11 protein-coding genes are annotated in these 13490 nt (G+C 71.9%); 6 read left to right on the forward strand and 5 right to left on the reverse strand.

Annotated elements, in window-relative coordinates:
• Position 1 precedes the first annotated feature (1 nt).
• The 4 genes from FRADC12_RS24610 (at position 2) to FRADC12_RS24625 (ending at position 2969) form a co-directional block, all read left to right on the forward strand.
• On the forward strand, positions 2-661 hold the full coding sequence (locus FRADC12_RS24610; protein ID WP_084011160.1) for a DJ-1/PfpI family protein: 660 nt from the start codon (positions 2-4) through the stop codon (positions 659-661).
• A 548-nt stretch (positions 662-1209) separates the two neighbouring features.
• A complete protein-coding gene (locus tag FRADC12_RS24615) occupies positions 1210-1461 on the forward strand; it encodes a serine/threonine protein kinase (RefSeq protein ID WP_232304014.1) in 252 nt (83 codons plus the stop codon).
• Positions 1462-1633: 172 nt separating this feature from the next.
• Entirely contained in the window at positions 1634-1831 is a 198-nt protein-coding gene (locus FRADC12_RS24620) for a hypothetical protein (RefSeq protein ID WP_045878408.1), read from the forward strand.
• 43 nt (positions 1832-1874) lie between these two features.
• Positions 1875-2969: an AI-2E family transporter gene (locus tag FRADC12_RS24625; RefSeq protein ID WP_045878409.1), complete on the forward strand. Its 1095-nt coding sequence runs from the start codon at positions 1875-1877 to the stop codon at positions 2967-2969.
• A 6-nt stretch (positions 2970-2975) separates the two neighbouring features.
• Here FRADC12_RS24625 and FRADC12_RS24630 read toward each other — a convergent pair whose 3' ends face one another.
• Complete coding sequence (locus FRADC12_RS24630; RefSeq protein WP_198153028.1) at positions 2976-5129, reverse strand: FUSC family protein; 2154 nt, start codon at positions 5127-5129, stop codon at positions 2976-2978.
• A 238-nt stretch (positions 5130-5367) separates the two neighbouring features.
• Here FRADC12_RS24630 and FRADC12_RS24635 point away from each other — a divergent pair, with 238 nt between their 5' ends.
• Together FRADC12_RS24635 and FRADC12_RS24640 are read left to right on the forward strand one after the other, a co-directional pair.
• Positions 5368-5751, forward strand: a complete 384-nt coding sequence (locus FRADC12_RS24635) for an SHOCT domain-containing protein (RefSeq protein ID WP_045878411.1) — start codon at positions 5368-5370, stop codon at positions 5749-5751.
• Positions 5752-6051: 300 nt separating this feature from the next.
• Entirely contained in the window at positions 6052-7734 is a 1683-nt protein-coding gene (locus FRADC12_RS24640) for a CocE/NonD family hydrolase (protein WP_045878412.1), read from the forward strand.
• A gap of 273 nt (positions 7735-8007) precedes the next feature.
• Here FRADC12_RS24640 and FRADC12_RS24645 read toward each other — a convergent pair whose 3' ends face one another.
• The 4 genes from FRADC12_RS24645 to FRADC12_RS30450 form a co-directional block, all read right to left on the reverse strand.
• On the reverse strand, positions 8008-9600 hold the full coding sequence (locus tag FRADC12_RS24645; protein WP_045878413.1) for an APC family permease: 1593 nt from the start codon (positions 9598-9600) through the stop codon (positions 8008-8010).
• A 332-nt stretch (positions 9601-9932) separates the two neighbouring features.
• Positions 9933-11057 carry a hypothetical protein gene (locus FRADC12_RS24650; RefSeq protein ID WP_157489015.1) on the reverse strand — a complete coding sequence of 375 codons (1125 nt, stop codon included), beginning with the start codon at positions 11055-11057 and terminating at the stop codon, positions 9933-9935.
• Between the two features lie 14 nt (positions 11058-11071).
• On the reverse strand, positions 11072-12517 hold the full coding sequence (locus FRADC12_RS28720) for a lytic transglycosylase domain-containing protein (protein WP_232304015.1): 1446 nt from the start codon (positions 12515-12517) through the stop codon (positions 11072-11074).
• A 64-nt stretch (positions 12518-12581) separates the two neighbouring features.
• Entirely contained in the window at positions 12582-13040 is a 459-nt protein-coding gene (locus FRADC12_RS30450; RefSeq protein WP_084011162.1) for a transposase, read from the reverse strand.
• Between the last annotated feature and the right edge of the window lie 450 nt (positions 13041-13490).

Below are 13490 nucleotides of genomic sequence, written 5' to 3' on the forward strand. Positions count from 1 at the left end.
CGTGACAGCTGAGAACAGCGCTACTGGTAACGGTGCCTCATCGCTTTCCGCGCGGCCAGCGTTCACGGTCGCCGTCCTGACGTTCGACGGCTTCAACGAGCTGGACAGCTTCATCGCCGCCGCGATCATCAACCGGTGCCGCCGTGGCGGTCTGACGGCCTATCTCACCACGCCTACTCCGGTGGTCACCTCGATGAACGGCGTCGAGGTGACCGGTCAGCGCCCGCTGGACTTCGCCGCGCAGGCCGACGTCGTGCTGGTCGGCAGCGGTGTCCGCACCCGCGACATCGTCCGTGACGAGAGCCTGATCGCGTCGCTGTCGCTGGACCCGGGCCGGCAGCTGATCGGCTCGCAGTGCTCGGGCGCCCTGGTCCTGGCCCGGCTCGGCCTGCTCGCGGGCGCCCCCGCGTGCACGGACGCGACCAGCCGCCCGTTCGTCGAGGCGTGCGGAGTGAGGGTGCTGGACAAGCCGTTCCACTCCGTCGGCAACCTCGCCACCGCCGGCGGCTGCCTCGCCTCGCAGTACCTCGCCGCCTGGGTCATCGCGCGCACCCTCGGCGAGCCCGCCGCCCGGGCCGCGATCGACTATGTCGCTCCCATCGGCGAGAAGCGGGACACCGTCGAACGTGTCATCGCCGCGATCTCCGGAGATAACCGGTGAGCGCCGAAGGAGCCCCTCGGTCCGCGTCGGCACAAAGGACAGGCCGAGCCGGTTGCCGCGCCTGTTGAGGAACGTCACCACGTCACGCCCGAGCGGAGATACACCGCGCCGCTCGCACCACACTGCCGAAACCTCGGACCGGCGGACCGCGTTCGAGGTGGCGAAGGACTCCGACGCCCGCGCGCGGTCCGCTGCCGCCGACCCCGTCCGAGGCACGGGGGCATCAGGCCCCGCCGGTCAGGTCCCCGCAGCGACGGGCCCAGTGGCCGGCGAGGCCGGGACCGGCGGCGCGGGGACGGTACCCGCCGCCGGCGTCGGGGGTGCTTCGGGATCCAGCCCCGGCGGGTCCGACACGAGTTCGTCCGCGGCCATCGGGTACCGGTTCTGGCTCGACCACCACCGGCTCCGGGACCACCACCGCGCACACCACCGCGCCGGCGGCCCCCCCGGCCAGCACCGCGAAGAAGAACCCCTACACAGCAGCCCAGGTGTGTGGTTCCGGCTATTCGCAGGTTGACAGACACACCCTGACCAGCGGCTCCACGACGGTGACGATCGTGCTGATGTACAACGGCAGCACCAACTGCGTGGTGACGATGAAGTCTGGCGCGGGCGTGGGCACGGCTCAGGCCATGTCGGCCTCGGTGCAGGCGCAGAACGGATCTTCGAAGGTGGCCGATTCGGGCTCCTACCAGTACTACGCCGGGCCGGTGAAGACGTATGCGAAGGCCATCTGCGTGAAGTGGGGCGGCAGCCTCGGCAGCGTCTCCTGGACGAGTGGCTGGTCCCACTGCGGCTGACCTGCCAGCGCGTCGATCGGTGATGTCGCCGGTGACCGCCGCCATCACGCCGGACGTGAGTCACGTGCACCAGATCTGTGCGGGCAGTTCCGAGAAAGAGCTCCGGCGCTCCGATGAGATCGTTCCACACTGAAGATCGGCGCGGGCCGGAGCCCCGGCGCAGGAGTGGACGATGACCGGCGCCCTGCCGCTGGCCGCCGCCGGTATCTATCCGCACGTTCTGCTCGCGCCGCGACGGACCGGGCAGATCATCGGCGGCTATGACACCTGGATGAACCGCCACGGATGGGATGTCGTCCTCCTGGTTTCCGTGGTCAGCGGGCTATACTTCCTGGCCAGCGGCATCGCGATGTTTCTCGCCGGCGACTAACAGTCCTTTCTCTGGCTCTCGGAAGGCCGGGAACGCGGTGCGGATGTCTTCTACCGGTACCCCGAAAGGATCGTTGGCCCGCCCGCTGGTGATCCTGCTGGGACTGGCCTCGGTGGCCGTCGCGACGGGCGGAGCCCGGGCCTTCCGGGACACGCTCGGCCCGGCGTTCCTGGCGTTGGTCCTCGTCGTCACCGTGCACCCCCTGCAGGCGTGGCTGCGCCGGCACGGGGTGCCCGGGTGGATCGGCGTCGTCGTGGTGATGGCGACGATCTACGCGATCCTGGCGGGCCTCCTGGTCGCCCTGGTCGCGTCGGCCGCCCGGCTGATCACATTGCTGCCGGACTACCGCCCGCAGTTCGAGCAACTGCTGGACCAGGGCTCGCGGTGGCTGGAGGACCTCGGTGTCCAGCCGCAACAGGCCAGCGCCGCGGTCGGCCGGCTCGACCTGTCCAAGCTGGCCGGCGTGCTGCGCAAGATTCTCTCCGGGCTGGCCTCGGTGGGGTCCAGCCTCGTTTTCCTCGTGACGCTGGTCTTCTTCCTGGCGATCGACGGAGAGTCCTTCGCGCGCAGGCTTGACGTGGTCGCCGGCTCACGGCCGCTCCTGGCGGCGGCCTTGCGGGATTTCGCCCGCAACACCCGCCGTTACCTGGCCGTCTCCTCGCTCTTCGGGCTGGTCGTCGCCGCGCTCGACGTGCTTTCGCTGCAGTGGCTGGCGATCCCGCTACCGCTGTTGTGGGGGCTCTTGTCCTTCATCACCAACTACATCCCCAACATCGGGTTCGTGGTGGGCCTGATCCCGCCGGCGCTGCTCGGCCTGCTCGAGGGCGGCGTGATTCGGATGCTCTGGGTCGTGGTCGTCTACTCCTTGGTCAACATGGTGGTGCAGTCGTTCATCCAGCCGAAGATCGTCGGCAACGTGGTGCGGCTGTCCGCCACGTTGACCTTCTTGTCGGTGGTGTTCTGGGCATACGTTCTCGGCCCGCTCGGGGCGCTGCTGGCGGTTCCGATGACCCTGCTGGCCAAGGCGCTGCTCATCGACGCCGATCCCGCGGCCCAGTGGCTGCGCCCGCTCCTGGGCGACACCGCCGCCGAGGCCGCGGGAGCGGATGGCTCGGCCCGTGCCTCTCCGCCAGCCTAGGCCGGCTCAGCGGTGGGGGGCGGAGTCGACGAGGGCCGCGAACTCGCGCCGTAGGGGCGGAAACGGGGGCAGCCCCACCGGCTCGGGTGGCGGCGGCCGGTCGTCGCCGCGCATGCCAGCGGCGAGCTGGCCGAACAGGAGCCGGATGCCTTCGGGGGTGGCGGCGGTGGCGGGCAGGGCATCGCGCAGCCCGGGCGGTTCCAGCAGGACGAGGTAGCCGAGCCGGCGGGCGGCGACCACTGTGGGCCAGGTCGCCCGTGCTGCCTCTCCTGGCTCGTTGTCGGCCTCGACGTGCATTTCGGAGAGCCATTCGAGGGTCGCCTCGACGTGGTGGCGGTCCGCTCCGCGCCGCCGGTCCCGCCGGTCCCGCCGCTGCTCCCGTCCGCCGCGGTCGGGCCCCTGGGTAGCCCGCGTGGCCGGGGGAGTGCCTGGGCCCGAAGCCTCCGCGAGGAGGTTCGCCAGCAGGGTGCCGATGGCGCCCACGCAGTCGCCCAGCGCGTACGGCAGCCGGTGGCCGGCGACCCGTGGCCACAGGACCAGCGAGGCGGCCAGGCCGACGACCAGCCCGAGCAGCGTGTCGACGAGCCGGGAGGTCAGCATCGACTCGGCCGACTGGCCCGGACCAGCGACCTGGGCGACGAGCATCGTCAGCGGCATCACCAGCAGCGCCCCGAACCCGCCGTTGGCCGGGTTGAGCAGCTCGATCGCGGCCTGCAGGACCATGACGCCTACGATCAGCGACCACAGGGGCAGCGGGACGGTCAGCAGCGCGAAGGCGACGAGTGCCCCCAGGGCGGTGCCGAGCAGGTGCTGCACGGTGTGCTGCCCGGCTACCCGGGCCGTCCGCACCTCCAGGACCGAGGCGGCGGCGACCGGGGCCCAGTACGGCCGGTCGACACCGGCGGCGATCGCGAGCAGCGCCGCGGCGGCCGTCGCGAGGCAACACCGCGTCGCCCACGGCCATGCCGGTGACCGCGGCCGCAGCCCGTCCGCCAGCAGGTCGCGGGTCGGTGCGATGATCGGCGCCAGTGGCCGTACCCCGGTGGGGCGGGCCAGGTCGGCCACCGTCACGGCGAGCCGGTGCCAGGCCCACGACGTGTGGTCCTGCCGGTGCCGCGCCGCCGCCCGGCCGTGGCGGGGCCCCGGCCCGGCGGTCTTGGCCGGCGCCGAGGTCCGGGTCCGCCCCGCAGGGCGGCTCCGTGCCTCGGTGCGGTCGGCCAGGACGTTGGCGCGCCCCGCGGCGCCGGCCCAGGCAGTGGCCAGCGCGGCGGTACCGGCGCCGTCCGGCCGCGCGGGCGGCTGCGGCGGGCGGCGACGCCACCGGCCAGGACCACGCCACCCGCCAGAACCTCGCCGTAGGTCGTAACGGCCGTTGGCGACGCCCGCGGCATACTCCCGCAGCCGCCCGGCCACGCTGGCCGGCGGTCGTCGCCCGGTCAGGGTCGCGTAGTCGACGATCCGGGTGAAGACGCGGCGCAGCCGGGCGGCGATGGCGGCGAGCGCGCCGCCAGGGCGGTCCCGGGCCACGATCACCTCGGCTCGCCGGATCTCCCGCTCGGCGTCGTGCCGGGTGACCTCGGTCTGTTTCGTTCCGACGGTGTCGGACATGGCGGCGAGCGCTTTCAGGGCCTCGGCCACTGCGCGCCTGCTTGGCCCGGTCTGGTCGCCGTGGGCGCAGATCATCGTGAGTAAGTAGGCGAAGGCCGCGCCGGCGAGCGTGAGTGCGGCACGCGTCCCGATGTTCGCGATGCCTGGCGGAAGCTGGGTGGCGACGGCGCAGGCGACCACGATGGGCACGGCGCCGGGTGGGGGCGCGAGCAGGGCCGCGAACAGCACCGTGGCGACGAACGCCACGGCGGCGACCGCGATGGCGGTCCGCCACGGGTTGCCCCCGGCCATGGCCCCGATGGTGCCCGCGGCGGCGGAACCGACCGCGACGACCGGCAGCGCCCGCGCCCGGTACCGCCAGCTGGACCTCGGGTAGTAGATCGCGGTCACCGCCCCCAAGGTGGCGGTCAGCCCCAGAGCGAGCTGGCCCGTCACCTCCCCGAGGATCAGCGGAATCCCCGTGGCCAGCGCGCTGACCAGCGAAAGGCGCCCCCGCCCGGGTGGCGGCCGGCGCACCGTGAAGGCGCCCCGCACCGAAACCCGGCCCGACACGGGCGCGCCCCGTCGCACCAGCTCCACCCGGGCGCTATGCCCGCCGCCCGCCGCCGCTAGCCCGTCGCGGGGAAAGTGCCGCTCAAGGGGGTGACCGCCGCCTTGGCCCACGGATCATTGCGCGGTCCCGCCAACGGCCCATGTGGTCACGCTTCGGTCAGCCTTACCTCTTCTGGGTAATGACGGGGGAGTGACGCTGTTGGGCGCCGCTCGAAGCGGCATGGAGGTGTAATAGCCGATGAACTATCCACTTCTCGGTGTGTTCTTGACGATGCTCTGGTTCTGCCTGTTCGCGATCTGGATGGGCCTCCTTTTCGTCGTGATGGCCGACATATTCCGTAGCCGGGACCTTTCGGGCTGGGGCAAGGCCGGCTGGGTGGTCGGGACGATCATCTTTCCGCTGGTGGGAGTCCTGTGCTACATGGCCGTCCGCGGGGACGGTATGAGCGAGCGGTCCGCCGAGGAGACGAAGCAGCGCGCGGCCCATTACCAGGGCTTCCGGCCTTCCGCTGTGCAGCCTCGTGCGGTCTCCGACGAGGTGGCGAAGCTTGCCGACCTCCGTAAGCGGGGTGAGATCACCCAGGCCGAGTACGAGCGTGAGAAGTCGCGAATCCTGGCCTGAGGCGGAGACCGCCGCGCGCAGCTGTCACACCACAGACCGGGCCGCGGATCTCCGGCTGACGACGGGAGGTAGGGCTGGCCGTCGTCAATGCGCGTCGGCTCCTTGCCGCGGAGCCGAGGGCTCTTCCGCTCAGCGGAACCAGCGACGTTCGGGCCTGGGGTGGTGCCGCTACGCTGCGCCGGAGGCCGATGCCGACGTTCGAGCTGGGGTCCGCGAGCAACCCGCCGGCGTGGTCACCGTCGGGCCAGGCGTCCGTGGGTCCGGTCAGCGCCGCTATGAGTGTTTGTGGGGTTTGCGCCTATGTCTCTCGCCAGCCGGATGATCGGCAACCGGTACGGTCTGCCGCCGGCCAGCGGCCGGGCCAAGGCCGAGAAGGGCCTCCAGATCCCAGGCGCGGACGGGCAGATCCTGCTCGCCGACCGCTACTACCCGGCCGACAGCGGGGACAGCTCGGACACCGGTGAGCGCACACCTCCGCCGATCCTGCTCATCCGGTCGCCGTACGGTCGCGGCGCCCTGTTCGGCGCCGGGCAGGGCCTGCTGTTCGCCGAGCGTGGCTACCAGGTGGTCATCCAGAGCTGTCGCGGCACGTCCGGCTCGGCCGGGCCGTTCGTGCCCCAGGTGCACGAGAAGGCCGACGGGCTGGCGGCGCTGGAGTGGATTCGGAGCCAGCCCTGGTACGGCGGGACGATCGCGACGATCGGCCCCAGCTACCTCGGCTACACCCAGTGGGCGGTGGCCGGCGAGAAGGAGGCCCAGCTCGCCGCGATCGTCCCGACGATCACGATGCCGCACTTCGCGTTGCCCACCTACGACGGCGGCTCGTTCTCCCTGGCCAACAGCCTGGAATGGTCGTCGATGATGGCGAACATGCGGCAGGGCGGCCTGGCGATGGCCCGGGTGATGCTCGCCCAGCTGCGCGGCGGCTCACCGGCGCTGCGGCGCGGGATGGCGACCCTGCCGCTGTCCGAGTCGGACACCGCCGTCCTCGGCCGCCACGTGGACTTCTACCAGGACTGGCTGACCCACGGCCCGGACGACGAGTACTGGACCCGGCAGGATCACCGGCCCACCCTCGCGAACGTCACCGCGCCGGTCCTGATGGTGACCGGCTGGTACGACATCTTCCTGCCCTGGCAGATCGAGAGCTACCAGCTCCTGCGCGACGCGGGCAACCCGCCCCGGCTCGTCGTCGGGCCCTGGTTCCACGTCTCGCGCGACGCCGCCGGGCCGACCATGACCGAGACGCTCGCCTTCCTCGACGCCCAGGTCCGCGGCATCGGACCAGCGCCGGACCCGATCGTCCGGGCCTACGTCACCGGCGAGGGCGGCGGGTGGCGGGAGTATCCGCACTGGCCGCCGCCCGGCATCGTCCCGACGACCTACCACCTGCAGCCGGGCGGGAACCTCTCGACAGACGAGCCGGCGGCCGGCGGCGAGCCGGACGTCATCCGCTACGACCCGGCCGACCCGACCCCGTCGCTCGGCGGCCCCCGGCTGGGCCGCGATGCCGGCGCCCAGGACAACGCGGCGCTTGAGGCCCGCGCCGACGTCCTGACCTACACCGGCCCGCCGCTGGCCGCCCCCGTGCAGTTCGCGGGCACCGTGACCGCGTCGATCGAGGCCAGCTCGGACCGGGAGACCTTCGACGTCTTCGTCCGGCTGTGCGACGTGTCCCCGGCGGGCGTCTCGACCAACGTCTGCGACCGGCTGGTCCGGCTCGCGCCCGACCCGCAGGCGCCACCCGGGACCGTCCGGGCGGCCAGCCTCCAGCTGTGGCCGGCGGCCCACCACTTCCAGACCGGGCATCGCATCCGCGTGCAGGTCTCCTGCGGGGCGCACCCGCGCTACGCCCGCAACCTCGGCACCGGCGAGCCGCTCGCGTCGGCGACGACGATGCTCACCGCGACCCAGCACATCCACCACGATGCCGCGCATCCCTCGTCGGTCGTCCTGCCCGTCCTGCCCACGGCGGCGAGCTGACCCCGCGGGCACGCGCTAGGCGGGCCGACGCTGTCAGGGCCTGGTCGTGGTGGCCGGCTGCTCGGTGCCGGCGGCCCAGGCCCGGTGCTCGCTGGGGCTGATCCCCCGGACCCGCTTGAAGGCGGCGAGCTAGGCGACCGTCCACGGCGCTCATGGTCCGCAGTGAGACCCGCCAGCCGGGAGAGGATCCATGGCTGAAGAACTCGGTTTCAGGCGCCAGCGTCCAGGGCCGGACCGACGGACGGCTCCCGGCGAAAGGGCGGCCTCCCGGGGTCAGGCACCGGCGGTCCCGGGGTCGATGTGCACGATCTCGCCGGTCTCGGTGACCGCGAGGTCCTGCCGCAGCGTCTCGCCGGTGAAGTACGACGGCTTGACGATCCGCCAGATGACGAACGCCACCAGCCCGACGAGGACCGAGGCGAACGCGACCAGGAAGACCCCGCCGATCCGCCAGTGCGGGGCGAACGGCATCAGCCAGGTGGTGTAGCTGTCATCGGTCGCCACGTCCCAGCCGCTCCAGACCGTCCACGCGCCGGCGAACCACAGGATCAGGCCGCCAAGCGTCGGCAGCACGCCCCGCAGCCAGAACGACCGCATGCTGTGCAGCAGCGTCCTGCGGAACGCCCAGGTGCAGGTGAAGCCGGTCAGCCCGTAGTAGATCGCGATGAACAGGCCGATCGCCGTGACCGCGTCGCTGATCACCTGGCCCGACGACATGTAGTTCATCGCGACGTACAGCACCACCGAGATCGTGCCCATGACCACCGTCGACACGGTCGGCGTCAGGTACTTCGGGTGCATGCGGGCGAACGAGGCCGGGATCGCCTTGTGGACGGCCATCGACAGGGTGGTGCGGGCGGTCGGCAGGATCGTCGTCTGCGTGCAGGCCGCGGCCGACGTCAGCACCATGAGGATCAGCAGGTGGGACAGGACCGAGCCGAAGCCCGACCCGCCGAAGACAGCCTTGCCGAGGATCGACAGGACGTCGCCGGAGTGGTCCGGGTTGGCGAGGCCGATCCCGCTGTCGCCGACGCCGGCGAACGACTGGGCCGCCATCGTCACGAGGATGTACGTGACCAGCAGCAGCACCGTCGACAGGATGGCCGCGCGCCCCGGCGTCTCGGTCGGGTTCTCGGTCTCCTCGTTGACGGCGACGGCGGAGTCCCAGCCCCAGTAGATGAACAGCATCAGCGTGATGCCGTTGAAGAAGCTCGCGAAGTCGCCGCCGAACGGGTTGAACCAGGACCAGCTCACGCCGAGCGACCCGACCGGCGCGGTCCCGGCGCCGACCTTGACCAGGGCGACGATCGAGAAGACGAGCAGCACGACGACCTCGACCGCGAGCAGCGCCTTCTGGATGTTGGCCGAGATCTCGATGCCGCGATAGCAGATGTAGCTCATCAGGATGATCCACAGGATGCCGACCAGGAGCACCCAGGAGCTGGCCGGGTCGGAGCCGATCCCGTCCGCGTTGAACAGCAGGAACAGGTACTGGCCGGCGACCTGGGCCAGGCTCGCCATGACCAGCACGTCGGCCGCGATGATCGCCCAGCCGCCCCACCAGCCTGCGCTCGGCCCGAACGCACGCCCGGCCCAGGTGAACGTCGTGCCGCAGTCCGGGTCGACGCGGTTGAGCTCGGCGTAGCCGATCGAGGTGAACAGGATCGGGACGAACGCCAGGATGACGACGATGGGCGTGTGGATGCCCACGAACGACACGACCAGCCCGAGGGTGGCGGCGAGGCTGTAGGCCGGCGCCGTCGAGGCGACGCCGATCACCACGGAGGACGCGAGCCCGAGAGCGCCGGTCTTCAGCCCTTTCTCGGGCGGTGTGCGGACGGTGACCGTCGGTGCGACTGCGGACATGGGCGATACCTCCGGCCGGATATGGCTGAGAACCGCAGAATTTACCCCCCTTGGACCACAGAATCCATGGCGAAACCAGAAGGTAACGATGGTTTCCAGGCATCGGGTCGCCGCGTCTGCGGGCCGTGCCTGATCCACATCGCATTCGGGCCGTCAGGTCCTCGGGCGCGGGCCGGGGGGACGGCCGGGCACCGCTTCCGGCGTCACGCTCGGGCTGGCGGTCAGTGCCGGCGGCCTGTGCGCCCCGGTCTGGGGCGCCGTCGCGGACGCCCACGGCATCGCCGCGGCCTTCACCGTCCTGTGCTTCGTCCCGCTGCGCTCGCTGGTGCTGGTCACGTTCCTGCCGGAGCCCGAGGACGGATGGCGACGTCGATGATCACGACGGTGGCGAGGGTGACGGGTGCGCAGCCGGTCGGGGTGGTCGTGAGAGTCAGCGTGAGGGTGGTCGTGGTCGTGGTCGGTGTCGGGAGTTGGTCGAGGTCGATGGTGGCGAGGACGGCCGGGGCGTCGGCGGGCTGGGTCGTGACGGTGGTGTCGGTCGGTCGCGGTGGGGTGTCGTCGGGTGGGGTGACACCGACCTCGGTGTGGATGGTGGTCCGGTCAGTCGCGGCGCTCGCGGGCGCGGCGTAGCTGCCGGTGAGGGTGAGGGTCGGGTGGCCGCCGGTCTGGTCGACCGTGGCGGCGAGGCTGGCCGGTGCGAGGGTGATCGCGTCGCAGGTGGTGTCGGGCGTCAGGGTGATGATCGGGATCGGTGTCATGGTCAGGCTGGCTACGGGGCTGGGGCTGGCGGTCCCCTCGCCGGGGAGGGCGCTGGCGGTGATCGTGACGCTGGGCGGGGTCGTGACTGCCGGGGTGGGTGTCCGGCTGGTGCTGGTCGCCGCGGCGAGGGGGACGAGGACGAGCGGCGGGGAGCTGGCTGGGGCGGGAAGTGCTGGGTGTTGGGTCGCTGTCGGGCCGGGTGCCGCGGTGGCTGCCGGGATGGGCGGGGCGCCGGTCGGATAGCTGATGGTCGGGGTGGGTGCGGGTGAGTCGCTGGGGGTTGTGGTGTCCAAGGCGGACGGGGCGGCGGCCAGGGTGGTGTCGGTCTGGGGGAACGGCGATGGCGTCGGGTAGCTGGCGGCTGTCGCGGGCCGGCTGCTGCTCGGTGTGGTGAGCGTGCTGGTCCCGTTGCCCGACGGCGGGTGCTGTTCGTCGCCGAGGAGCAGGAGCAGGCCGATCAAGGGGACCGCGAGCAGCTGGACCGGTCCCAGGCCCCGGCTGCTGGTGGCTTGGCGCCTGCGGTGAGCGCCCTTGCGGGGTCCGGCGGGTTTCGGCGTGGCGGTGGCCGCCGCGGGCCGGTGCCTGGGCGTGGTCGGTGCCGGGATGGCGGGTAGCTGCTTGGTGGTTGCCAGGCCTGCCGCGCGAGCGGCCCTGCCGGGCGCGGAGGGTGGGGGAGGGGAGCTGCGGTGCCGACTCACCGGGAGTGGGCTCCTTACCGGGTCGGGTCGGTGGGGCGGGGGGTGGGGCGCGCGCTCATGATCGCGGTGGGGCTGGTCGTCGCGGTTGGGCTGGTTGGGCTGAGGGTGCTGGCGGGCCGGGTGATGTTGGTGATGGTGAGGGAGGTGAGGGTTCGGCCGGGGCAGCCCGGCGGGGCGACGGTGAGGACGATGGTGACGGACGCGGTGTGGCCGGGGTCGGTGAGGCGGTCGAGGGGCAGCTGGGTGAGCACGGCAGGGAGGTCGCCGGGTCTGAGGGGCAACGGCCGGTCGGTGGTGGCGAGGGTCTGACCGGTGGGGTCGCGGGCGATGGTGTGGACGCTGATCGTTCCGTTGGGGTTGGGGTTGGTGCTGGCGGTGGTGTAGAGGCCCGTCAAGTCGAGGGTGCCTGTGGTGATGACGGCGGTGAGGCTACTGGTCGTGATCGTGATGGGGGCGCAGTCGGCCGCGGCGGGGGAGTTGGACGGGGTGGCGGGGGTGGTCTGTACGGGGGTGAGGGCGAAGACCGGGTAGGGGTCGCTGGCCGGTCCGCGGCCGGCCGGGCTGGTGGCGCCGGCGCTCGTCGTGACGGCCACGGGTGTGGGCGTGCTGGTGGTGTAGCCGGTGGTCCAGGCGAGGACGGCGCGGATGTAGGCGTCGGAGGGGTTGTAGGCGCGGATCGCGGCGGTGAGCTGGGCGGGGTTGGCGAGGTCGCGGTGGTGGGCGCACAGGTAGCCGCCGGCGGTGAGGGCGGCGTCGTGGATGTTGTTGGGGTCCCGGCGGTGGTCGGCGTTGCCGTCGCGGCCGGCGGAAGCCCAGGTGGAGGGGAGGAACTGGAGGGGGCCGACGGCGCGGTCGTAGGTGGTGTCGTGGTCGAGGGTGCCGTGGTCGGTGTCGGTGATGCGGGCGAAGCCGCCGTGGCCGGTGAGCCGCGGGCCGAGGATCGTGGGGGTGACGGTGCCGTCGGCGCTGATCTGGCGTCCGCTGGCGTTGCCGGACTCGACCTTGCCGATGCCTGCGAGTAGTTGCCAGCGCAGGTGGCAGGCCGGCTGCTCGCCGGCGAGGGTGGCGGCGGCCTGCTGGTAGGCGGTCAGGACGGGCAGCGGGATCCGCCGTTCGCCGCCGGCCAGGCCGACCAGACTGCCCACCGTGCTGGCGGGACTCGGGCTCGCGGCTGCCGCGGTGGCGAGTGCGCCGATCGGCACACGGTCACCCGAAACGTCGCTGGAGCTGCCGGGGGAGACGGCGAGAGCGGACGGCATGGGGTAGCCGGTCGATCGCGAGGTGGCTGCCTGGCTGCTCGCGGTGGTGTCGTGCCAGGAGGGCGGCGACTGGCAGAAGATCAGCATGAGCAGGACTAGCGGCAGGCTGACGGTCGGCGGGCCGAGGGTCCTGGCCAGGCGGCCCGCGCGCGACGGCGGCCGGCGATGCCGGCCCCCGCCGCGCCCACGAGTGGATGACACGTCCTCCCGCGTCCTTGAGGCCGGGTGGGTGTCGTCGTCGGACATCCGGTCGGCGGTGGGTGGTTCAGCTGTACGCGCCGTCGGCACCCTGGGTTCCGTCCTGCCGAAGCGGGCCGTCTGAGCGGCGCGGCGGCCGGCCACGACCGGTACTGAACGGATCGACGGTCACCGTCGTCACGTGTGGCCGGTCGGGCGCGGCTGCCGGTGGCGTCGCTGTCTGAGGCTGCGCAGCGGCGAGCTGGGTCGTGGCCCCGGTGGCCTTCTCGAGCGCGCGGCGGGCGTTCGCGAGCTCGACGCGCAGCCGGAAGATTTCCTGCCGCGCCGAGGTGGTGACGCCCTCCCTGCGGCCGCTGTCGATCTCGGCCTGGCGGACCCACCCTCGAAGCGTCTCGGCGTTGATCCCCAGCCCGGCCGCGACGGCCCGGACGGCGGCTGATTCGGAGGTATGACTGGCGCGTATACGGAGGACGCGCGCGACGGCAGCGGCCCGAAATGACGGCGGGTGGCGGATCGAGGGACTCATTGTTGGGTCTCCAAGAGAGTAGCTGTCGCGCTCTCACTTTCGTTGCTGGTACCGCCCCCCCGCTTGACCCCGTTTCTGCTGGGTCGCCTGCCGGCGGCTTCCTACCGCTGGCGATGTCGGTGGTTAGGAAATTTGTTCGCGGGCGACAGCAGTACCACACCTTCTCTGCTCCGCGCTAGATGCTTCGTCACGGATGACGTCTATCTACTCGGTAGTAGATAACTCGGGCGCGTGCCGCCGGGGGGCTATGTGACGGCCACGTTAACAGAAATTGTGTGACGTGGATCATATTATGTACGGATAGTGACCGCAGGAAGGCCTCACGTCGCGACAGAGTGCCGGTTCTAATGGCGCACGGGCCGTCGGAGACCTGCGTGTTTGGTCCGGGGTTGGTGGTGGTTGGGTTGCTGGCCATCGTTCGGCTTCTACTTTCCGTGGCGAGCTAGTTGA

This window comes from Pseudofrankia sp. DC12, from assembly GCF_000966285.1.
GTDB lineage: Bacteria > Actinomycetota > Actinomycetes > Frankiales > Frankiaceae > Pseudofrankia.